At 33.8% G+C, this 25317-nt stretch carries 16 protein-coding genes; 6 read left to right on the plus strand and 10 right to left on the minus strand.

From position 1 onward, the window contains the following. Positions 1 to 46 precede the first annotated feature (46 nt). Both ITB9_RS06715 and ITB9_RS06720 read right to left on the minus strand, forming a co-directional pair. A complete protein-coding gene (locus ITB9_RS06715; protein ID WP_082396097.1) occupies positions 47 to 7222 on the minus strand; it encodes a T9SS type B sorting domain-containing protein in 7176 nt (2391 codons plus the stop codon). A 45-nt stretch (positions 7223 to 7267) separates the two neighbouring features. Continuing rightward, positions 7268 to 7741 carry a hypothetical protein gene (locus ITB9_RS06720; RefSeq protein WP_054851647.1) on the minus strand — a complete coding sequence of 158 codons (474 nt, stop codon included), beginning with the start codon at positions 7739 to 7741 and terminating at the stop codon, positions 7268 to 7270. Positions 7742 to 7938: 197 nt separating this feature from the next. On the opposite strand from ITB9_RS06720, the gene folE reads away from it, so the two are divergent. The 5 genes from folE to ITB9_RS06745 all read left to right on the plus strand — a co-directional run bounded on the left by folE (position 7939) and on the right by ITB9_RS06745 (position 12005). Beyond that, positions 7939 to 8619: a GTP cyclohydrolase I FolE gene (folE, locus tag ITB9_RS06725; RefSeq protein ID WP_028289300.1), complete on the plus strand. Its 681-nt coding sequence runs from the start codon at positions 7939 to 7941 to the stop codon at positions 8617 to 8619. Between the two features lie 6 nt (positions 8620 to 8625). After that, entirely contained in the window at positions 8626 to 10110 is a 1485-nt protein-coding gene (gene cysS / locus ITB9_RS06730) for a cysteine--tRNA ligase (protein ID WP_054851648.1), read from the plus strand. Between the two features lie 40 nt (positions 10111 to 10150). Further along, a complete protein-coding gene (gene yidD, locus ITB9_RS06735; protein WP_054851649.1) occupies positions 10151 to 10372 on the plus strand; it encodes a membrane protein insertion efficiency factor YidD in 222 nt (73 codons plus the stop codon). Between the two features lie 200 nt (positions 10373 to 10572). Further along, positions 10573 to 11502, plus strand: coding sequence for a prolipoprotein diacylglyceryl transferase (gene lgt / locus ITB9_RS06740; protein ID WP_028606977.1), 930 nt, complete (start codon positions 10573 to 10575; stop codon positions 11500 to 11502). Further along, positions 11502 to 12005, plus strand: coding sequence for a DUF192 domain-containing protein (locus ITB9_RS06745; protein WP_054851650.1), 504 nt, complete (start codon positions 11502 to 11504; stop codon positions 12003 to 12005). Before lgt ends, ITB9_RS06745 begins: the two co-directional genes overlap by 1 nt. Before the next feature lie 423 nt (positions 12006 to 12428). On the opposite strand, the gene secDF is transcribed toward ITB9_RS06745, so the two are convergent. The 7 genes from secDF to asnB all read right to left on the minus strand — a co-directional run bounded on the left by secDF (position 12429) and on the right by asnB (position 23268). Next, on the minus strand, positions 12429 to 15437 hold the full coding sequence (gene secDF, locus ITB9_RS06750; RefSeq protein WP_054851651.1) for a protein translocase subunit SecDF: 3009 nt from the start codon (positions 15435 to 15437) through the stop codon (positions 12429 to 12431). A gap of 147 nt (positions 15438 to 15584) precedes the next feature. Next, the gene (locus tag ITB9_RS06755; protein WP_054851652.1) at positions 15585 to 16163 is read right to left on the minus strand and encodes a hypothetical protein; all 579 of its coding nucleotides are present in this window, start codon (positions 16161 to 16163) and stop codon (positions 15585 to 15587) included. Positions 16164 to 16281: 118 nt separating this feature from the next. Further along, positions 16282 to 16932 (minus strand): DUF4412 domain-containing protein, encoded by a 651-nt coding sequence (locus tag ITB9_RS06760; protein WP_054851653.1) that lies wholly within the window; start codon positions 16930 to 16932, stop codon positions 16282 to 16284. Positions 16933 to 17116: 184 nt separating this feature from the next. After that, complete coding sequence (locus tag ITB9_RS06765; protein WP_054851654.1) at positions 17117 to 18043, minus strand: malate dehydrogenase; 927 nt, start codon at positions 18041 to 18043, stop codon at positions 17117 to 17119. Positions 18044 to 18133: 90 nt separating this feature from the next. Then, positions 18134 to 19147 (minus strand): DUF6588 family protein, encoded by a 1014-nt coding sequence (locus ITB9_RS06770; protein ID WP_054851655.1) that lies wholly within the window; start codon positions 19145 to 19147, stop codon positions 18134 to 18136. A 127-nt stretch (positions 19148 to 19274) separates the two neighbouring features. Continuing rightward, entirely contained in the window at positions 19275 to 21224 is a 1950-nt protein-coding gene (gene gyrB / locus ITB9_RS06775) for a DNA topoisomerase (ATP-hydrolyzing) subunit B (RefSeq protein ID WP_054851656.1), read from the minus strand. 370 nt (positions 21225 to 21594) lie between these two features. Next, on the minus strand, positions 21595 to 23268 hold the full coding sequence (asnB, locus tag ITB9_RS06780; protein WP_028606973.1) for an asparagine synthase B: 1674 nt from the start codon (positions 23266 to 23268) through the stop codon (positions 21595 to 21597). Positions 23269 to 23460: 192 nt separating this feature from the next. On the opposite strand from asnB, the gene ITB9_RS06785 reads away from it, so the two are divergent. Further along, entirely contained in the window at positions 23461 to 24738 is a 1278-nt protein-coding gene (locus ITB9_RS06785; RefSeq protein WP_054851657.1) for a YCF48-related protein, read from the plus strand. On the opposite strand, the gene ITB9_RS06790 is transcribed toward ITB9_RS06785, so the two are convergent. Next, positions 24739 to 25287: an HNH endonuclease gene (locus ITB9_RS06790; protein ID WP_054851658.1), complete on the minus strand. Its 549-nt coding sequence runs from the start codon at positions 25285 to 25287 to the stop codon at positions 24739 to 24741. Positions 25288 to 25317: the final 30 nt, after the last annotated feature.

A 25317-nucleotide genomic window follows, 5' to 3' on the forward strand; every position in this document is an offset into this window, starting at 1 on the left:
CATAACGTTCAGGCTTTTTTTGTATCACTATTAGTTTTAAAGCGTCTTATCGTTTTAAGGTAAAGTGGGCTTTAAATTGTTTTCTGGTGTTATTAGTGTCATTTGGTTCTCTGTAATCTACAGTAAACCAATAATCACTGGTTGGCATTGGGTTACCATTGTAGGTTCCATCCCATCCTGATCCGGTTGGACTTAACTGTTTTATTAGCTTTCCGTAACGATCAAATATGTAAATAACTGCATCTGGTTGATCTGAGATTCCGTAGATGTTCCATGTGTCATTAAACCCATCGTCGTTTGGTGTAAAGAAGTGTGGATAGTCCATGATTGATACTGGTACACTTCGCTCTCCACATCCGTTTATATCTCTTACTGTTATTATATGATCGCCTGCTCCTACATCTGTAAAGGTAAAGCTTCCGTTGTTTGGGATATTACTTTCCCATGGTCCATCGTCTAAACTAAATTCATATAGTGCTACCGTTCCGTTTCCTGTGGCTGTAACTTCTATGTTGTGAACATCTGCAAAGGCTTCTGTTAATAATTCATAGGTTACTGTTGGTGGCTCACTTTCTTCGACTATAGTCGTATCTGAGTTATTACATGTTGTGGTTACATTTGTTACTATAACTTCATAAGTACCTGCTTGGGTTGGCTCTAAACTGCTTCCTGTTTCTCCCGAAAGGGTTACTCCGTCTAATGACCACTCAAAGGTATATTGGGTTTCATCTAATCCTGTGTCTATGATTGGTGCGCTGACTACCTCTGATCCATTGGTATTGATACATAGTAAATAACTATCTTCTAAATCAAATTCTGGTAATGGATCGACTTCCAAGGTGATTTCAGCTGTATCGTAACAGATTGAACTGTCTACCATGGTTCCGGTTCCATCGTCTACCATGGTGTCGTTATCTACTCTTACATAAATTACCTGTGGGTTAACGATGTTTTCATACAATAATGGTAATGGATTGATTCCTGCATCTGCATCTGATTGTGACTCATAATAACTTACAATGTAGTTTAATGGATCTTGTCCGTCTAATACTTCTTCGTTTAAACTTTCTAAATCAAATTGTACACTATCATTGGTGGTGTCTCCATCGGTTTCCATATTATCATCACATTCTGAATAATCTAAGCTTTCCATGTCTGGATTGACTTGTGCTGCTTCTTGAACTTCTATCACAAACGTTGTTGTGGTATCACAACCAGTGATGGTATTAGTGATGTTTACATAAATGGTTTGTGGATTACTAGTATTAGTGTATGGACTAACTAAGTCATTCATTGATTGGTCTGCTTCTGCTTGTGTCTCATGATAAGTGACTGTAAAGAGGGTTGGATCTTGTCCGTTTAGGATTTCGTCCGTTTTACTCTCTAAATCAAATCCATATTGTCCGTCATTAAATAACTCGCAATAAATATAATCTGATATTGGCACTACTGCTGGTAATGGGTTGACCATGATATCAAAACTTACAATAGTGAAACATCCTGTTCCGCCTGTTCCTAAAGCATCTGATCCATTTGTTACACGTACATATATAGTTTGTGGTGTAATGGCTATGCCTGGATTGTTTGGATCTTCATTACTATGCATGGTTGGATCTACAATCTGATTGCTTCCCATTAAGGCATCGTCTAAGTCTGTGTAGTAACTTGCACTAACGTTAGCTTCGCCATTTATGGTTGCTACCTCGTTTGTGGTTAGATCAAAGATTTCAATTAAATCGTTTGGTCCGACTACATCTACATCATCACACAACACGATATTATCTGGGTTTGGTGCTGGTGTTGGGTTGGGTAATACACGTATGGTTAAGGTTGTGAATGAGAAACAACCTGTGTCGCCATCGGTAACACGTACATACACTGTTTGTGGATTGGCTGGATTGGTACCGACCATCATGTTAGTGTATTGCGTTGGGTCTGCTATAGCATTACTGTCTGCGGTAGCATCGGCTTGTGTTTCGTAATACGTCACGATCCAACTAGCATCTCCTGCTGTGATTTCATCATTTTTAACGGTTAAATCAAAAGTGGCTATCTCATCATTGTTTTCGTAATAATTAGCGTCTAACTCATCACAAATTGTTAATGGTGTTGGTTGTACGATTACTGGTGGAAATTCTACACTGATTATAAATTCGCCTGTGCTAACACATCCATTGGTATTGCTTACTAAACGTATATAAATAGTTTGTGGGTTGGTCGCGTTGGTATAGTTACCTGTGTTGACTATTGGACTACTTCCAGTGTCTGCATTGGCTTGTGTGGTGTGGTATGTTAGTGTGAAATCTGATGGGTTTTGAGTCCCTAAGATTTGAGGTGTCATTACCGTATCAAAATCAAATTGATTGAATCCATCGTCATTATCATCACAGACTACGTAATCGTCGATTGCTACTGGTACTACTGGTGAGGGTTGTACGTCTAATGGTAGTATAACGATAGTAAAACATCCTGTATTGTCGTTTTCTGCACGTACATAAACCATTTGGGTATTGGCTACAATGTTGGTGTATGGACTTATTAAAACATTAATGTCGTTGATGGCATCTGATTCTGTTTCGTGGTAGCTAATAGTGACATCTGGTTCTCCGTTTAAAATTGCTGTGGTTTGACTGTCTAAGTCAAAACTTGAGAATCCGTCATTGTCATCGTCACATACTACTAATGTTGCTGGTGTGGCTTGTGGTGATGGTGTTGGGTTTACTCGTAAATCTAAAGTAATGGTACTAACGCAATTAGTTACATTGTCTTCGGCTCTGATATACACGGTTTGTGCATTGGCAACATTGGTGTAAGGACTAAAAATTTGGTCTGCTGCTGTTGCATTATCGGCTCCGAATTGTGTGAAGTAGTACGTTAACGTAATACCACTTTGTCCGTTTAAAATCTGTGCATTGGCATCTTCTAAAGTAAATTCTTCTTGGGCTAAAGCGCTAGTTTCTCCTGGTAAATCGGTAGCGTTACATAACTCTAATGCATCAGGTTGTACTAATACTGGTAATGGATTAACTACTAAATCCATTGTTGTTATTGTTGAACATCCATTAGCGTTATCGTCTACTCTTACCCAAATGGTTTGTAAATCTGGTGTGGTGTTTACGTAAGCATTTGGGGTTGCTATTGCATTTTGTGGCACTTCTGCATTGGCTAGAGTCTCGTAAAATGTAATTGTGTAATCTGCTGTTGCTAGATCGTTACTGGTATCTGAATCTAACTGGTTTAAAATCTCTGCATTATTTAATTCTAAATCAAAAACCGCAATACCATCTGTATCGTTATCACAAACTTCTAATGGGCTTGGGTCTGTGATTTGTGGGGTTGGGTAGACGATTAGGGTTAACGTTTCATAACTAGCACAAGCAGTTGATATGGTTGTACTTTCTACTCGTACATAAATAAATTGAGTGTTTTCTACAATGTTATTATATGGACTAGTTAGTGGGTTAACATTTAATTGAGCATCACTTGACGTTTCATGATAGGTTACCGTTAGTCCTGGTGCGCCTGCTGTGATTTCGGCATCTGCATCTGTTAATGTAAATACTCCAAAACCATCACTATCTGGATCACAAAATGTTAAATCTGATGGCGGAAAGGTTACTGGTGCTTGCTCTACTTCTAATTGTAATGTTGTTGTCGTATAACATGTCGTGTTTACATCTTCTACTCGTACAAATATAATTTGTGGATTACTAACGTTATCATAAGGTATTGGTAATGGATTAACCTCTAAATCTGCGTCTGACTGCGTCAAATAATATGTCACTGAATACGCTGGGTTACCTCCACTAATCTCGTTGTTTTTTAAACTTAAATCTATACTGGTTAATCCATCTGGTGTACCATCATCACATACTGATAATGCTGTTGGTGTGACAGCAGTGGGTAATGGGTAAACTGTTACTGTTTGATTAGTTGTCGTAGGACAAGGTCCATTGGTAGTATAATCAACACTATAACTAGCGTTAGAAACTCCACCTGTAATTAATCCTGATGCAGTATCCAATGTAGCTGTGTCTCCTGCTGGAGGAGCAATATTAAAACTAAATGTTCCTCCTGATAAACCATTAATAGTCGCTATTGCACCATCACAAGTTGGTTGATAAGTAAATGAAGAATCATCAGCTGACAATACATTTAAAATTTGTGTACTTGAAGCAATACATGCTCCTGCAGTTGTATATTCAATAGTGTATGAATTTCCTGGAGTAGCCAAAGTTACCGTTCCTGTGTTTGCATCAATTATAGCCGAATCTGTAACAGCTGGATTGAAAGCAAAGGTTCCTCCTGAAGTCACTACTGAATCTACAATACCTCCATCACAGTTTGGTTGCACAGTAAAAGCTGGATCATCCGCATTTAAAACAGTTGCATTTTGGAAACTATTTTCTGGACATGGTCCTCCTGTTGTATATTCGACAGTATATGTTACACCCGAAACACCATTAGTAATTTCACCTGTAACAAAATCAATAACTGCTCCATCTGTTACTGCAGGATTAAAAGCAAATACACCTCCTGAATCACCTAAGATATTCATTGTTGCTCCATCACAGTTTTCTAGAACTGAAAATGATGGATCTTCTACTGGATAAACAGTCACATCTTGTGTACTACTATCAGGACAAGTTCCAGCTGTAGTATATTCTACAGTATAAGTCGTACCAGAAGTTCCGTTTATTATTGTTCCAGTTGCAGAATCTATAGTAGCTGAATCTGTAGGTAATGGGTTAAAAGCGTATGTTCCTCCTGAAGTTGCTTCAGTATCAACAATACCACCATCACAAGTTGGAGTCATTGTAAACGACGGATCATCTGTATTAGGAATTATAAGTTCTTCTGAATTGGTAGAAGGACATGTACCTATTGTTGTATAATCTATGTTATATGTTGTACCCGAAACTGCATTAGTCACTTCTCCAGTGGTAGGATCAATAATCGCACCATCACCTAAATCAGGATTAAAAGCAAAAGTCCCTCCTAGAGTTGCTATTCCAGAAACAGTTCCTCCTGAGCAATTAGGAGTTACTATAAATGAAGCATCATCTCTTGGATTTACAATTAATTCAAAAACAGGTATAGGTGAAGCTAAATAACATGCATCATCTCCTGATACTTGAACTCTAACATATATAGGCTGTGGGTTTACAGTATTTGTATAATCACTGACCAAAGCAGTTCCTGACACACCTGCATCTGCATCTGCAAAGGTTAAGTAATATGTAACTTCAAACGCAGTTGAGGACTGAGTACCTAAAATAGCTGTATTTTGACTCTCTAAATCAAAAGGTTCAAATCCATCATTTGATACATCATCGCAAACCTCCATATCTGGAGCCGGATTAATAATTGGTTGAGTAGTAATGTTTAATGTAAAAGTTTCTGTCTCATAACAACCTGAACTTAAATACTCTACTCTAACATAAATAGTTTGTGGCATACCTAATGTCGCCAAAGAGCTATAAGAATCAGGTGTAGCTATAGCTGCTGTATTATTGTCAGCATCTACTTGAGTTTCAAAATAAGTAATTACTAAATCTGTAGATATTGCAGAAGAAGCAGTCATTACCGCATCATTTTCAGTTAAATCAAAAATATAAGGAGGAGCTCCTGGATTACATAAAAACAAATCATTTGGTTCTCCATTATCGATTTCTGGCAATACGTCTATACAAACAACCTCAGTGTACTCACATCCAAAATCATCAGTAGTTCTATAAGTATAACAATGTGTTCCTGCAGTTGTTGGTTGAACAACAATATCATTTCCTGTTACATTAATTATTGAAGGATCTATATCCCATCCTTCAGTTACTGTTGTTGGTGTAAAAGATAATTCTGGTGGTTGTAAATTAGGATCAAACTCTATTCCCCAAGAAAAGATAGTTCCATCATCCACTGATAAGTTATCAATTACTTGAATAGTCCAATCTCCATTTAAAGGACTTCCTAACAAATTATTAAAATCACCTGTTGGCAAATAAGTACCTGGTGCCCATGAGTTACCTGGTGGGTTACTTCCTGCTGTAACCGTTGAACCATTATTGACTGTGGTTGTTCCTGTGGATGCCCAACAATAATCAGCTCCTACTCCAGGAGTTTGATCATCTAAATTATTAGCTCCACCAAAATAGGTACCTCCTCCACCTCCATCGTATAGCTGAGTTTGCTGTCCAGTTGGACTAATAATAAAGATATCTAAATCACCTGAATAAGAATGTTCCATGTTAATGCAAATACTTACTACCTGACTAACATCTGTTAAAGTTTGAGAAGACTCATAGCAATCTACTGTTATAGAGGTCTCATATGTCGCTCCAGATTGATCTGGTAAAACGGTCACACCACTAACTGGAGGAGTACAATCATTAATATATTCAGTTGGAGTAACAACTCCTGTTATTGTTGTGGATTCTCCAAAACAAATAACACTATCGACAGCTTCTGTCCCTGTAAAATCTGGTTCTGTACCAACTTGAATAACTTGATTAATTAAATTTGTATTAGAACAACCATTTGGGTCTGAATCTGTATTAGTATCTGTGACATTTAAGTTCACAATATATACACCAGGTGTGGTATAAGAAAATGTAGCTGTTTGACCAGATATAAAGTTACCGTCACCTAAATCCCACTCATAAGTAGCACCTGTACCATCAACTGAAAAGTTTGCACTACCATCTAACGTTATAGATTCGTTTGGACAAACCCAAATATACCCATCTCCATTTGGTGCTGGAGAAGAACTATCTAATTGTGAAACTATAGTTTGACAAGGTTCAAAACATGAAACATTTGCTGCCCAACCAGATGCATTTGCTGTTCCATTAGATGTAAACTCAATAGTTAAACAACCTGATGGATTATTTGGTGTAGCAGAAACAAAACCAGGATTATTGGCTGCTCCTCCGCCAGAAAACTGACCAAAAGCATTTGCCGTATTATCATCTCCATCAAAAATAGTCATTGTATCAGAATTTAACTCCGTACTAAAAGCTGTAAAATCTAGTTGAACTTGTTGACCTGGAACATCTGGACAAATTGTCAAAATAAAACTTTCTCCGTCTGAGTAATTTGCTGCAGATCCACCAGAATCATAAAACACACCACCACATTGACTTACTGTTGTGGATTGCATTAATATGTCTTGAGAAAAAGATATAAATGAGTTTAATAATATAAGGGCTACTAAAAACTTCTTCATTGGTATGTAAGTTAAGATATATGTTTTCTTAAAAAAAAGAATAATTTATTTTCTGTTTGTCTGAGATTTGATAACTATGAAATAATTAGTATTATCAATTTTATAGATACTTGAACCTATTATAAAAAAATTAAGGTTATACTTTAAAGGATTAAAAGTCGATTTGTTAAAAACCTTATCTCGTGTTAAATTTAAGTTATAATGATCAAACAACTCCACGGAAGATAATCTTGTGAATTTATTTTCATCTTTAATATTTGGCATTTGTTTGATTTCAATCCTATTTCTTAATAGATGCTTAAAATCTTTAACTTTTTGCTTATTATTCAAAATATAATCATTCAACTTATCTTGATACACTTCCTTCAACATTGACATTTCTTTAGCTGTAAGAGGTGCGTCAACATTTTTACCGTATTTAACTAGCTGTGTTTTTTGTTTTGTTTTAGTTTGAGCTACTCCTTGCTGAGAAAACATCAAAATTCCAAATAATAGTGTTAAGAATACTCTAAGTTTCATTGTTTTTAAGAATAAGATTATGGTCGAAAATTAAGGAAATTTTAATTAACAATATGTTAATATAGCTATCTATATTAAGATTTTTACAATTCCTACACATATAACAAGTACATTTAACAATTCCCTACCCTAATACAAATTTATTTATTGTTTATCTTTGCAAATTATTAAAAACATCACTTACAGACTTTATTTAAATGAAGATTGAAAACAACATAGATGATCATGATGAAATTGGTGATAACCATATAAGTACAAATCATGATACACCCTTAAGAGCAGATGCTTTTGAACTATCAGATACTGATAAAATCAACAGTATAAAAAAAGATGTGACCAGCATTATGCAAACTTTAGGGTTAGACCTAACAGACGATAGTCTAAAAGGGACACCTAATCGTGTGGCTAAAATGTTTGTAAACGAAATTTTTTCAGGTTTACATCCTGACAAAAAACCCAAAGCTTCGACATTTGACAATAAATACCAATATGGTGAAATGTTAGTCGAAAAAAACATTACTGTTTATTCTACTTGTGAGCACCACCTTTTACCTATAGTAGGGAAAGCTCATGTAGCGTACATATCTAATGGTACTGTTGTAGGTTTATCTAAAATGAATCGAATTGTAGATTATTATGCAAAACGACCACAAGTACAAGAGCGCCTAACCATTCAAATTGTTAAAGAATTGCAAGAAGCTTTAGGTACAGAAGATGTTGCTTGTATTGTTGACGCTAAACATTTATGTGTTAACTCTAGAGGTATCAGAGATATTGAAAGCAGCACAGTGACCTCAGAATTTGGAGGTCAATTTAAAAACAAAGAAACTAAACGCGAATTTTTAGATTACATTAAACTAGATACTAAATTTCACTAATTACTAATGGAACTTTACAAACATCAAAACATAAAAATATACAATTCGCTAACTGGCGAAAAAGACAATTTCAAACCTATTAACGAAGGTTATATTGGTATGTATGTTTGCGGACCTACAGTATATAGCAATGTGCATTTAGGAAATGTTAGGACGTTTATGTCTTTTGACGTTATCTTTAGATATCTAAAACACTTAGGCTTTAAAGTACGTTACGTAAGAAACATAACAGATGCTGGACACCTAGAAAACGATGCAGATGTAGGTGAAGACAAAATCACAAAAAAGGCAAGATTAGAAGAAATTGAACCTATGGAAGTCGTGCAACGCTACACCGTTGATTTCCATAATATATTAAACACTTTTAATTTTTTACCTCCAAGTATAGAGCCTACAGCAACTGGACATATCATTGAACAAATAGAACTTATCAAAACTATAATAGATAATGGTTTTGCTTATGAAGTTAATGGATCAGTGTATTTTGATGTTCACAAATATGATGAAACTAATAATTACGGAGTACTAAGCAAGCGTAAACTTGAAGATTTAATCCATAACACAAGAGCTTTAGACGGACAATCAGACAAGAAAAACCCTCAAGATTTTGCTTTATGGAAAAAAGCCGAACCAACACACATTATGCGTTGGCCATCTCCTTGGAGTGATGGATTTCCGGGTTGGCATTTAGAGTGTACAGCAATGAGTACTAAATATCTTGGAGATCAATTTGATATTCATGGTGGAGGAATGGACTTAAAATTCCCACATCACGAATGTGAAATCGCGCAAAACCAAGCAGCATTAGGCAAATCTCCAGTAAACTATTGGATGCACGCCAACATGCTAGAGCTTAATGGACAACGCATGTCAAAATCTACAGGAAACACTGTAAATCCAGACGAGCTTTTATCCGGAAACAACAAATTTTTCAGCAAAGCTTACACACCAAGTGTTATTAGGTTTTTTGTAGCACAATCGTCTTACAGAAGTATTTTAGACCTTACTGACGATGGACTTTTAGCCAGCGAAAAAGGATATAACAGATTAATGGATGGTGTTAATCAATTAGACCATTTAAAAGCTTCAAAAACATCAACATTAGACATTGCTACATGGAAGCAAAAATGTTATGACGCCATGAATGACGATTTCAATACACCTATTGTCATTGCCAATTTATTTGAAGCGGTTAAATACATCAATCAAATAAAAGAAGGAAGCGCAACATTAAACGCAACAGACCTTGAGGATTTAAAAACAACAATCCATGCCTTCGTTTATGATATTTTAGGATTAAAAAATGATAAAACCGAAGCTGGAGCTGGTACAGACAAATTATCTGGAGCTGTACAATTATTAATAAAACTACGTCAAGAAGCCAGAGTCAATAAAGATTTTGCTTTATCAGATCAAATAAGAGATGAGCTAGCCGAAGCTGGAATACAACTTAAAGACGGTAAAGATGGCACAACTTTTACGACAAACTAAATACATCAAATCCTCTCCAATGGAGAGGATTTTTTATACCATGAAAAAAATAATATTAGCACCATTTTTATTTCTCATTAAGGTTTACCAAAACCTCATCTCTCCATTTACACCTGCAACTTGCAGATACCAACCAACTTGCTCACACTACACCAAAGAAGCCCTTCAAAAACACGGATTATTAAAAGGACTAAAACTTAGTATTAAACGCATTTTTAGTTGTCATCCATGGGGAGGAAGCGGTTACGACCCAGTACCATAAATACTTTTATTAATAATTTGGGCGTTTTAACAGGCTGTCCGTTATATCTTTTTTAAGAAAAATAAAAAAGGATGCCACTTCCATCCTTAACGCACTTGCGCCAAGAATTAGCATAAACATTAATTTATTGCTAAACCTTTGTCAAGTAATTCTAATTAATAAAGCATAAATACTATATTTACAACTCCAAAAATCAAACTATGTATATACTTAAATTCGATTGGAATCCTTTAACAGGAATCGATATAATAGGAAATTTTAAAATTCATTTTTATAGCCTAATGTGGATCGCAGCATTTGTGATTGGACACGCTATAATGAAACGTATTTTTAAACGCGAAAAAGTAAATCTAGAATTTTTAGATCCATTATTTATTTACACCGTTTTAGCTACCATGCTTGGTGCACGATTAGGACATGTAATATTTTATCAGCCAGAACTAATTGGCCAAGATCCTTTAAGTGTTATTTTGCCATTTAAATTTGTAGGTGGTTTTGAGTTTCAAGGGTTTCAAGGACTAGCTAGTCATGGTGCAGCAATTGGTATAATAATAGGTATGTATTTATACCGTAAAAAATACCAATACAAATCTATGATGTGGATTTTAGATCGTATTGTAATACCTGTAGCCTCTGGAGCTGTTTTTATAAGAATTGGAAACTTTATAAACTCTGAAATTATTGGTAAAATAACAGACTCTGACTTTGGTGTTAGATTTGTGCAAGAGTACTACAACAAATATGAAATTGTTCAAAAAACAGGAATTAAGGATGTTAAAAAAGCCTACGCTTCTATTACTGACAATCCAAATATGGCGTCTTTACTAGAAGCTGTTCCGTTTAGGCATCCTGCACAATTGTATGAGTCGTTTAGTTACATTTTTGTGTTTTTAATCCTTTGGTTTGTTTACACAAAAACGACTAAAAAGGACCAAACCGGATTTTTATTTGGTTTATTTTTAATACTACTTTGGAGTGTAAGATTTTTTGTAGAGTTTGTTAAAGAACCACAAGGTGACGAGTTTATTAACTGGTTTGGTCTTAACACAGGACAATGGTTAAGTGTTCCGTTTATATTAATTGGACTATATTTTATGTTTGCTTTTAAACCAAAAACAACTACTAAATAATGAAATTATATACAAAATTTTTTACTGTTGTCGTATTATGCAGTTCAGTTTTAGTTTTTAATGCTTGTAAAGAAGACAAAACAGTTGAGCCTACAAAAGTTGACTTTAAAAAAGAAGGGGAATTAACTATTTTTAAAGGCACTACAGACACTATTGTAAAGGTATTTAATATTGAGATTGCTAAAAGTGATTACGAAATACAGACAGGCTTAATGTATCGTGATAGCATGAAGGATGACCAAGGTATGTTATTTGTGTTTCCTGAGGTTAGAGAACGCTCTTTTTACATGAAAAACACACGTATTGCTTTAGATCTAATATTTTTTGATCACAACAAACGTATTGTTAGTTTTCAGGAAAATGCAAAACCAATGGATGAGACTAGTTTACCGTCTAACACTCCTGCTCAGTTTGTACTAGAACTTAACGCTGGAATGGCTCAAAAACTATTACTTGATGTTGGAGATAAAATGGATTACTTCGAGTATTTATTAGAAAAATAAAACGCATACTTTATAAAAAAAAGGCTAATTGTAATTGTACAATTAGCCTTTTTTTTATTGAAAAATTTGACAACTACCTTACTTACACAACGTAATATTTAATCCAACTTGACTGGATTTATATACCTTACTAAAATCGAACTTAAACCGTTTAAATACTATTTTAAGAGGACTAATTGTTTTCCCCTAACAAAGAGAAAACAACCCTTTTTAGAGACGTAACTTTACAGATAGGTTGCGTTAAGGATTGATGTGGAAATCCTTTTTGAGAGGCACGAGCAAAAAGATTGTAACGGAAAGCCTGACGCACTTTTGCTACTAAAAGCAAAAGTGGGTAACGCCCAAAAATAAATTGCTATAGACATAAAAAAAAAGCCTTTCTAAATGAATAGAAAGGCTTTTAATATTAAGATTAGTGTTTGACTACTTAACTACTGTTTCGTCCACAACTACTTCTTTCTTTTTTAATGCGTCTGCTGCATTTCCTTTTTTAACAAAGTCATACATGATTGGTGTTGCAATAAATAATGATGAGTAGGTACCTACTATTACACCAACTATTAATGCAAACATGAATCCTCTAATAGACTCTCCTCCAAAAATGAAGATTGCTAATAATACCACTAAAGTTGTTAAAGATGTATTTAACGTACGACTTAATGTACTACTTAATGAGCTGTCTATTACTTTATCAAATTCCCAACCTGTGTACTCGTTAAAAAACTCACGAATTCTATCAAATACTACAACGGTATCATTTAATGAGTATCCAATTACTGTTAGGATTGCTGCAATAAATGCTTGGTCAATTTCCATTGAAAATGGCATAAACTTGTATGTAATAGAGAATACACCTAATACGATAATTACATCATGGAATACTGCTGCTACTGCACCAAGAGAGAATTGCCATCTTTTAAAACGGAAAAGAATATAAAGGAATACAACTACTAATGATCCTAAAACTGCCCAGAAAGAGGCCTGTTTAATATCGTCTGCAATTGATGGACTTACTTTATATTGATCCATAATACCAATTTGCTTGTCTGCTTTTGATAAGTCTTTAAAATCTTCAAAAGACACACCTTTAAGGTAAGGTTGTAATGCTGTGTATAGCTTACTTGTTACTTCTTCATCAACCTCGTTTGCTGTTTCGTTAATTTTATATTTAGTTGAGATTTTTAAATTATTGTCATCTCCAACTGTTTTTACTGTTGCACTACCAAATACGTCTTGAGAAGCTAAAATACCTTCAATCTCCACTGCACTTACTGGCTCTGCAAATCTAACTTGCGTTGTACGTCCTCCAACAAAATCAATACCTTGATCTAATCCATTTGTAAATAATGATCCTAAACTTAATACTAATGCTACTGCTGATATGATGTAAGCAACTTTACGTTTTTTAAGAAACTCGATATTAATGTTTCTAAATAAGTTTTTAGTTAAACCTGTTGAGAAATCTAATTGACCACCTCTGTTTGAATACCAATCTACTAATAATCTTGTAATAAAGATTGCTGTAAATAGTGATGTACCAATACCTATTAATAATGTTGTTGCAAAACCTTTAATTGGTCCTGTACCAAATACAAATAATATTAATGCAGTTAATCCTGTTGTAATGTTGGCATCTAAAATTGATGATAATGCATTACTAAATCCGTCTTGAATAGCTGATTTTTGATCTTTACCTTTGGATAGTTCTTCTCTGATACGCTCAAATATAAGTACGTTTGCATCCACAGACATACCAATAGTTAATACGATACCTGCAATACCAGGAAGTGTTAATACTGCTCCAATACCTGATAATACACCAAAGATTAATAAGATGTTGAATAACATTGCTATGTCAGCAAATAATCCACCTTTACCATAGTAAAATACCATCCAGATTAATACTAATGCTAATGCAATACCAAATGACATTGTACCACTATCAATTGCTTCTTGACCTAAAGATGGTCCAACAATACTACTTTGAATAATCTCTGCACGAGCTGGTAATTTACCTGCACGTAAAACGTTAGCTAAATCTGTTGCTTCACTTAAGCTAAAGCTTCCAGAAATTTCAGTACTTCCTCCTGCAATTGGTCCAGTAGATGATGAAGGTGCAGAGTATACAGTATTATCTAAAACTACAGCTATTTGACCTTGCGTTTTAAAAGCCTCACCTGTCATTTTTTCCCAGATTTTAGCTCCTTTACTATTCATTTGCATACTAACTACAACCTTATTTGCTTGGTTATAAGATTGACGTGCATCTGTTACAACCGCTCCATTTAATGGTGGCTCATTGTCTCTGTTTCCTTTTAAAACAAAAAGATCTACTAACTCACTATTTTCTGTTGGTTTACCAAAAACAAATTTAGTATGTTTTAATTCTGATGGTAATAATGCCTTTACTTCTGGCATAGATAAGTAACTTAATACTTGCTCTCTGTCTGCAATATTAAATTGTGCTAAAGTTGCTCCAAAACCAGGACCAGCCATTAGATCTAATAATGGGTTAACCTCGTTTACAGTTTCGTTTTCTTCACCTGTAAGTGCTGCAATAGCTTTTTCTTCTTCAGATAATTCTTTAGCTTCTGTAGTTTCTTCTGAAGTTGTTTTAGCTTCTAATTTAGTTTTTAGTAAGTCATTTGCTTGAATTAAAAACTGATTAAATTGATCTGCTTTTAAACCTTCCCAAAACTCTAATTGTGCTGTTTGAGTAATAAGATCTGTAGCACGTGCTACATCCTTAACACCTGGTAATTCTAATAATACACGTCCAGAGTTACCTAAACGTTGGATGTTTGGAGAGGTTACACCAAACTCATCAATACGCTTACGCAATACCTCAAAAGCAGAAACGATTGACTCGTCTACCTTTGTTTCTAATACACGTTTAGTATCGCTATCAGACATATTTAAGTCTATCTCACCTACTAAAGATCTGTTAGCAAAGATATCTGGAGAGGCTAATTTTTTATCTCCTTTGATAGCGTCAAATGCTACATAAAAATCTTCTAAATACGTGTTTTGACTGTTTTTTTGAATTTCGTCTGCATCATCTAAAGCTTTTCTGAAAGTTGGATTTTTACTATCGTTAGCTAATCCAATTAAAAGATCTTTTACAGATATTTGAAGGATTGCTTCTAAACCACCTTTAAGGTCAAGACCTAACTTCATTGAGTTTTGTTTTACATCCTCATAAGTGTTACCTAAAAAAACACTTTCTTTTGATGTTGCTAACGAGTCTAAATAACTTGTTGCATAATCGTTTACTTTAGTTGTACGATCTGTTGCTGAAGCTTCAATTTTACTTTCAGCCAATTGTGCTGCATTGTTTTCTATCGCATTATTTTTAAATGTGAAAGACAGTTGGTAAATACTTACCAATCCAAACAATACTGCAAATAGTTTTACTAATCCTTTATTTTGCATGGTTTTGTTTATTTAATGTCAAGTTTTAAATTACGTTAGCATATAATTAACGTAAGGCTTGACATTTTTTTATTTATATAAAATGAATTGTTTATACACTTCAATTGGTCAACTGAAGTGGTGTTTTAAATAAGTGTTGAAATGTAATTAAGCTATTGGTCCTGCTCTACCTTCTGGAATATTAAAGGTCCCTTTATCTATACTAATTGAGATATTAGTATTTACTTTATGTGTTGTAAATGATAGTAATGTTAGCTGTAAAGTATTTTCAGCTATAGCTGAAAAAGTTAAAACAACTTGTGAAGCTCTAAGGTATTCTTGCTTAGCTTCCACCATATAATCTCCATCAAAACCTGCTCCAGAAGGCGTTGATGTTTTTATTTCAGAAACATCTAAATTATAACTTTGATTAGAAGACTTGTTGTCCTCAAGATATACTGTTTCTTGGTTATGTAACAATATAGCTTTGACATTTTCTACATCAACATCACTATAATATGTTATTTTAAGTGTGCCATTTTGCTCTGTAACTTGTGTGTTTTTAGCACCTATTACCTGAAGCTGATTTTTAATGGCACTTATAACCACTTCTGTTTGAGAAACAGTAGCTTGTTGGTCAGAAAAATGAAAGTCTATTTGTTGATTGGGTACAGCAATTTGTTGTTGACTAGCAACAAAAAACGTAAATGCAGCAAGTAATATACCAAAGTACCATTTTGACTTCATGCGCCAAATATAAAAAATAAGGTGATATTTATATAATCTTTAGATGATTAAAACCATTTTTAAACAAAAAAAAGAACAACTAAATAGTTGCTCTTTTAAATATTAGGAAAAATGCAGATTACATTCCTTCCATTTTCTCATATCCTTCTGGAGGTGTTAAGCTAAACTTATCATCTGATACAGATTCTTTTTTGATGTCTGTTACTTCATAAGTCATTGCCATATCTTGACCTGCTTGGCTAACATTAATAGTCATTAATAAAGGAAAACCTTTAAATTTTTCTCCAAACTCTACAGTTTGTTGGTTTGATGCCTCAATAGCTTCAGTAGTAAAAACTTTCATTGTCATAGCGACACCTTGTTGATTCATTGTGATGTTATATTGCTCACAATTATATCCTAAAATAGTCTTAGTTTCGTCACCTTTAGTGATTTCAATTCCTGAAGTATCTGGAGTTTCGTTAATATCACTTAAAGTAAACTTCTTACCCATCATTGGGTTATTAAGCAATGTTAACATTTGCTTAGCTTCAGTATCAATAATAGAAACAGACTCACCTGACATTGGGTTATTTGTTTCTGATCTTGTTTTGTCATCTTTAAAGTATGTTATAATATTAATGTCTCCTACCATTTGAAGCTGAGCATTCATCTGCTCATTAGGGCTTGACATTGTCATTTTTGAAGCAATAACCCCTTCGGTTATCTTCTCTTGAGCAACCATAGAAATACTAAACGTTGCTAATAATAAAAATACTAATTTTTTCATTTTATAAATGTTGTTATGATTAAATGCGGTTATGTTGTTTGTCTTATTAATGACAAATACCTTGCCACAACAATTTTACAACAATAAATAGAAAGCTACAATAATAGCTTTCTATTTATTTTTTTTAAACAAAAAAAAAGACTATCGATTAGGATAGTCTTTTTAAAAATTATGTTGGTAATTATTATAATTCTAATAACCCATTTGTTTTCTTAACACCTTCTGCAGACTCTGCTAACTTCGCTTTTTCCGCATCAGATAAACTGATTTCTACAATTTTCTCGATTCCGGTTGCACCTAATACACATGGTACACCAATTGATAAATCACTTAATCCAAATTCTCCATCTAATAATGCTGAACAAGGGAAAATCTTTTTAGTATCACAAGCAATTGCCTGTACCATTCCTGATACTGCAGCTCCAGGTGCATACCAAGCAGATGTACCTAATAAACCTGTAAGTGTTGCTCCTCCTACTTTAGTATCTTGCACAACTTGCTCCATTCTTTCTTCTGATAAAAACTCAGATACTTTAACGCTATTTCTTGCTGCTTTGTTAATTAATGGAACCATCCCTTTATCAGAGTGTCCTCCAATTACCATTCCGTCAACATCGCTGATAGGCGCTTCTAAAGCCTCTGCTAGTCTGTATTTGAAACGTGCAGAATCTAAAGCTCCACCCATTCCGATAATTCTGTTTTTAGGTAAGTCAGTAGTTTTGTGTACTAAATAAGTCATAGTATCCATTGGGTTACTTACAACTATAATGATAGTGTCTGGAGAGTGCTGAATTAAACTAGATGATACTGTTTTTACAATTCCTGCATTAATACCAATTAACTCTTCACGAGTCATTCCTGGTTTACGAGGTATACCTGAAGTAATTACACAAACATCAGATCCTGCTGTTTTGCTGTAATCATTTGTTACACCAGTTATTTTTGTGTCAAAACCATTTAATGATGCTGTTTGCATTAAATCCATTGCCTTACCTTCTGCAAAACCTTCTTTAATGTCTAATAGTACCACTTCTGAAGCAAAGTCTTTGATTGCAATATACTCTGCACAACTTGCTCCTACTGCTCCTGCTCCTACTACTGTTACTTTCATATTATTATAAATTAATTAAATTAAGTGTGTTTTTTCTTGTTTTACAAAATTAACATTTTAAAATTACTTTTTATTAAGAATTTTATAAATCTAGAACATCAAATTAAATCCTAATGAAGCTGTATCAAATTCGGCTAAAGTATAAGATGCATTTATACCAAAAACACCTAATTTAAGATTAGCACCTAAAGTTGCTGTGACACCTGATGTTTTAGAATCTACTGTAAAAGGATCCACAATTTCTTCTGAAAATAAAACACCATCTGACACGCGATATGTACCTAATAAATCTGTTTTAGAATCTGCACTTAAATACCCCAAAGCACCATAAACATTGATAACTTCAAATTTAGTACCTGCAATTAATTGAAATAATAAACTATTAACATTAGTTTGTACTTGTTGGTTTTCGCCATCAACAACTTCTGTATTGGTAAAATCATAATTTGCATCTAAATGAGTGTATGAAACTAATCCAGAAATTGCTACTGGAAACAAATTATCTGCTGGTAACAATGCTGTAAATTCTTGTTGAATACCAACACCATACAAACCTACTTTAACATCTTCAGTCTCTACCTTTGGAAAAAATCTTGCTTTTATCTGAGTCCCTTCAAACACATTAAAACTTCCTTGTAAAAAAGCAGTCGGAATTAAATTTACTTTTGAAGCTCCTATACCTGTTGGCAAAGTCAATTCGACCTCTTGACTACCAAAAATTGGATCGTCATAAGTAACCAAAACTGTTACATCAGGATCATTATGTCCTAACGCTGTTGCTACGCTTTTAGATGAACTATTATCAGGAAATCTAATGTTTTCATAATCGCTAACATTCATTTCAAATGCTTTATTTTCATCTTTAATAAATGAAGCATTTCCGACTATAGATAATTCAAACCCGTATTTTTTGCGGACTTTTGCATTATTAAACCAACCTGAGCTTATTCCATAAGCTAAACCATCTGTAGCTGGCAATAAGTAATCTGAAGCAAACCTTTTTGCATCTCCTACACCTGCTGCTAGTAATTCGTTTAAATTCTCTTGTGACCAACTTAATTGAGTTGTCAGTAATAATCCAAGTATAACTATTGTTTTTTTCATTGCTATTATTTTAAATATTAACGTAAAAAATCATGTTTTAGTTTTTACAATAGAGGGATTTGTAAAAGCATAAAAAAAGGAAACATTTATACAAATGTTTCCTTTTAATATAAAAAATATTTATTGTTTAAGCATCAATATTTGCATAAATAGCATTTTTCTCGATAAATTCTCTACGTGGAGGAACTTCGTCACCCATTAACATAGAAAACACACGATCTGCTTCCACACCATTATCTATCTGGATTTGACGTAATGTTCTAAACTCAGGATTCATTGTTGTATCCCAAAGTTGCTCAGCATTCATCTCTCCAAGACCTTTATAACGTTGTATTTTTGCAGACTCGCCAAACTCATTCATAATAGCTTGTCGTTCTTCATCATTCCAAGCATATTGTTTTTTAGCTCCTTTTTTAACTAAATATAAAGGTGGAGTTGCAATATAGATATGACCATTTTCTATTAGTTCTTTCATATATCTAAAGAAGAAAGTCAAAATTAAAGTTTCAATGTGAGACCCATCAATATCGGCATCACACATGATTACAATTTTATGATATCTTAATTTTGAAAGGTTAAGCGCTTTACTGTCTTCTTCTGTTCCGATAGTGACACCTAAAGCTGTGAAGATATTTTTAATCTCTTCGTTTTCAAAAACCTTATGAGTCATTGCTTTCTCTACATTTAAGATTTTACCACGTAATGGTAAAATAGCTTGAAATGCTCTATCACGACCTTGTTTTGCAGTTCCACCTGCCGAATCTCCCTCGACTAAATACACTTCACATTTTGAAGGATCTTGCTCTGAGCAGTCAGATAATTTTCCTGGTAAACCACCAATACTCATTACCGTTTTACGCTGTACCATTTCACGCGCTTTTTGTGCTGCGTGACGTGCTTGTGCTGCAAGTATTACTTTTTGCACAATAGTTTTGGCATCCTCAGGGTTTTCTTCTAAATAATCAGATAACATTTCTGAAACAGATTGGCTTACTGCTGCTGAAACCTCTCTGTTTCCCAATTTGGTTTTGGTTTGACCTTCAAACTGTGGCTCTTGTACTTTTACAGATACAATAGCTGTTAGTCCTTCACGAAAATCATCTCCTGCAATATCAAACTTAAGTTTATCCAACATTCCAGACTCGTCAGCATACTTTTTAAGGGTATGTGTTAAACCACGTCTAAAACCTGAAAGGTGAGTACCACCTTCATGCGTGTTAATGTTATTTACATAAGAATGAAGGTTTTCTGCATAACTAGTATTATATACCATTGCAACCTCAACAGGCACTCCGTTTTTCTCACCTTCAAAAGAAATTACATCTTTCATTAAAGGCTCTCTAGTAGCATCTAAAAACGTAATAAATTCTTTTAATCCTTCTTCAGAATGAAACGTTTCACCTTCAAAAGAACCATCTTCTTTTTTACTTCTTTTATCAACTAAATGTACAGTAATACCTTTATTTAAATACGCTAATTCACGCATTCTACTAGCTAAAGTATCGTAATTATACTCTAACGTTTGCTTAAAAATTGTTGGATCTGGTTTAAAAGTAACCGTTGTTCCTCTTTTATCTGTATCTCCAATTGCTTTTACAGGGTATAAGGCTTTACCTCTTTCATACTCTTGCTCCCAAATTTTTCCGTCTCTATATACTGTAGCTTGTAAATGTTCTGATAATGCGTTAACACAACTTACACCAACTCCGTGAAGTCCACCAGATACTTTATAAGAATCCTTATCAAACTTACCTCCTGCTCCAATTTTAGTCATTACAACCTCTAGTGCAGATACGCCTTCTTTTTGGTGCATTCCTACAGGAATACCACGACCATCATCTTCTGTGGTAATCGAGTTATCCTCATTAATAGTTACAGTAATATTGTCACAATGACCAGCTAAAGCTTCGTCAATCGAGTTATCCACAACCTCATATACTAAATGGTGTAAACCACGTACTCCAACATCTCCAATATACATGGACGGACGCATACGTACGTGCTCCATACCTTCTAGCGCTTGGATACTATCAGCCGAGTAATTGTGTTTATTAAACTCTTCTTTTTTTTCGCTCATTATTTAAATACGTTTTAGTTCTAATCAATATTATTATGATTGCGTTTTAAAAACGAAATCTCAAAAAAGCCTATTTTTAATTAAAAAATCATGCTTTTTTGTGCATAAAAAAAGATGCTTTACAGCATCCTTTTGAATACAACCAAATATACAAAATAAAAACTGTTTTTCAAGTGGTTTTAAGCGCATTTGATAAAAATTATTAACATTTGTTAATTATTTTAAAACAGGCTTAAAACGCTTAAAAAGTATCTTAAATTTAAAATGAAACTTTTTTAGCAAACTTTTATTTGCCTAAAAACATAAAACCTCGCATATGCGAGGTTTTGAAGTTAGAAATCTAATGTTTTTTTAATCTGTACAGGTCAAATTATGACGTTGCATAAGATTTATCGTGTACGTTAGCTATAGCTCTTCCTGATGGCTCATTCATATTTTTAAAGGCTTCATCCCACTCTAAAGCAGTTGCTGTACTACAAGCTACACTTGCTTCTTGAGGTACACTTAATGCTGCTGCATCACTTGGAAAATGTCCTTCAAAAATAGAACGATAATAAAACTCTTCTTTGTTTTGTGGTGTTTGAATTGGGAAACGGAATTTTGCATTTTCCATTTGCTCATCACTCACTTCTTTCTCTACTACTTCTTTTAAAGTGTCAATCCAACTGTAACCAACACCATCACTAAATTGTTCTTTTTGTCTCCAAGCCACACTTTCTGGCAACATGTCTTCAAATGCTTTACGAATTACCCATTTTTCCATACGTTCTCCATTTATCATTTTATCCTGTGGATTGATACGCATAGCAACGTCCATAAATTCTTTATCCAAAAATGGCACACGTCCTTCAATTCCCCAAGCAGCTAAACTTTTATTTGCTCTTAAACAATCATACATGTGTAATTTATCTAACTTACGTACTGTTTCTTCATGAAACTCTTGTGCATTTGGTGCTTTATGAAAGTATAAATAGCCTCCAAAAATCTCATCTGCACCTTCACCAGACAGTACCATTTTAATTCCCATAGACTTAATAACTCTTGCCATTAAATACATTGGTGTTGATGATCGGATTGTTGTTATATCATAAGTTTCGATGTTATAAATTACATCCTTAATGGCATCTAAACCTTCTTGGATTGTAAATTTAATTTCATGGTGAACTGTCCCAATATGATCTGCTACTTTTTGCGCAGCAGCTAAATCTGGAGATCCTTCTAACCCAACAGAAAAACTATGTAATTGTGGGTACCAAGCATCCGATTGATCATCTGACTCTACACGTTTTTGTGCGTATTTTTTTGCTATTGCAGAAGTAACAGAACTATCTAATCCTCCTGAAAGCAAAACACCATAAGGCACATCACTCATTAACTGTCTATGCACAGCAGCTTCTAGTGCTTCTTTTACCTCAGCAATACTTGTTTCATTTTCTTTTACAGCTTCGTACTCGCTCCAATCTCTGTTATACCATTTTACAAACTCACCATCTTTACTAGACATGTAATGTCCTGGAGGAAATAATTCAATTTTAGTACATATTCCTTCTAAAGCTTTAAGCTCTGAAGCTACATAAAAGGTTCCGTTTTGATCCCAACCAATATATAATGGAATAATTCCCATGTGATCGCGAGCGATAAAGTATTCATCTTTTTCGGTATCATAAATTGCAAAACCAAAAATACCATTCATTTCATCTACAAAATCAACACCTTTTTCTTGGTATAAAGCCAAAATAACTTCGCAATCACTTTCTGTTTGAAATTGGTACTTACCTTCAAATTGTTTGCGTAAATCTCTGTGGTTGTATATTTCTCCATTTGCAGCCAATACTAATTTATTATCTGGACTAAATAATGGTTGTTTTCCTGAAGCAGGATCTACAATTGCTAAACGCTCGTGCGCCAAGATAGCTTTATCGTCGCTATAAATACCTGACCAATCTGGTCCACGATGACGTATTGTTTTAGACATTTCTAAAACCTGAGGTCTTAAATCTTCACTTTTTTGTTTTAGGTCGAAAGCACATACAATTCCACACATAATTTTATATATTTTAATATCTTTAATTCTAATTGATATAGCAAATATTGGTTTTATGTTTCAATATTAAAACACTGAAGACTTTAATGATTACATATTTTAACTAAAAAACAATTTTTAATAAAAAAATGAAATTAAAATACTAAATAAAAGTATTATTAACTTTACACATCACAACCTAAGCCTGATAAAATGAAACTAATAAAGCTACTTATTATAATATTTTGCATACAATTAAACGCACAAACGTCATGGCAACCAACACCAAACAGTATAAACAATACAAATAACCAGAGATTTGATGATGTGTTTTTTTTAAACGACAACTTAGGTTGGGCTGCAAATGGATTTTACGCAGCTGTATATAAAACTACTGATGGTGGACTAACTTGGTCTGAACAACTAAACCAAACAGATTTAGGTCGTAGTCATTACTTTAGAAACATAGAGTTTTTAGATGAAAACATTGGTTTTTTAGGTACCTTAAATGGATTATTTTACAAAACAATAGATGGTGGAGTAACCTGGACCAGCGTTACTACTATAGCACCAAATCCTGCTGCTATTTGTGGTTTAGATACTGTTGGAACAAATACAATTTATGGTTGTGGTGCTTATTTTAACCCAGCTTTTATTATTAAATCTACAGATAGTGGTTTGACTTGGCAATATATTGATATGTCTGTTTATGCTGATGCATTGGTTGAAATCTATTTTCTAAATGATACCGTTGGCTATGTTGCTGGACAAAATAGTAATGGAGGCACATTATTAAAAACAGAAGATGGAGGAAACACATGGATCGAAATTTACAACTCAAACACACCTGGAGATTACGTATGGAAAATACAAGTTTTAGAGAGCAATACCGATTATATTTTTGGAGCTGTTGAGTCTACTACAACTGCACTTGGTAAATTTATTAAATCTACTGATGCTGGCAACACTTGGTTTGCAGCAGATGCTCCAGAAACACAATTACAAGCTGTAGGCTTTGTAAGCGAGACACATGGTTGGATTGGAGGACACACTACTGGTTTTTATGAAACTACAGATGGTGGATTAACTTGGACCAATTTAAATATAGGTAATAATCTTAACCGTATTTTTATAGTCTCATCAACTTTAGCCTATGCAGCAGGAACAACTATTTACAAGTACACAGACCAAACTTTAGGCACAACAGATCTAGCTGTAAAAGCGAAATCTCCTTTACAAATCAAACTGACAAAAAACCCAGTGAATGATTTTTTAAAGTTCACTATACATTTTAAAGCAAATGACAATTTACTGATTGAGCTTTATGATACCAATGGTAAATATTTAAAACGTTTAACTAGAGAGCATATTACAACTTCCAATGATAATAAAAATTACAGCTTTAATGTTAAAGATTTAGCTAGTGGAATTTATTATTTGGATTTTCATAATAACAGCGGAAGACAAACCGTAAAATTTATTAAACAATAATTACACTTTAATGTGTCCCCAGTTTTCTCCTGTTTTAATACGATGTAATTGCATCTCTGAAACACCAAACTGTCGTGCTAAAATTTTTAACCTTGTACGCCTTTTAGGATCAAAAAGTCGTTTTTTAAGCCTGATTACTTGAGTTTCTGTTAATTTAGATGTTGGTATAACCTTCTTTCTGGTTAGGTAATGAGGATTACTAAACTGATGGATTTCTTTTTCTCTTTTAGTAGCCCATTTTAGATTTTCAACAGTATTATTAGTTTTATTGTAATCTAAATGCAATACATATTTGGCATCTTCTGGCTTTTCTAAATGATGCTCGGCTACTAATTTATGAATATATCTTGCTGTACGCTTACCGTCTTTTTTAATCACAGGTATTGTACAATATCCATTTACAAGGTATTGTTTTTCTATTAAAACTTCTTCACCATGATCAATTCTAATTAATCGACCATAGTTAGATATTTTAAATTTCATCTGTTCGGAAATCTTATCGTCAAAGGTTATGAGTTTCCAATTTTCATTGTAAAAATTTCTAATCATATTGTAAAAATTATAAAGATTATTTACGCC

The organism is Olleya sp. ITB9 (genome assembly GCF_001315805.1).
Lineage (GTDB): Bacteria > Bacteroidota > Bacteroidia > Flavobacteriales > Flavobacteriaceae > Olleya > Olleya sediminilitoris.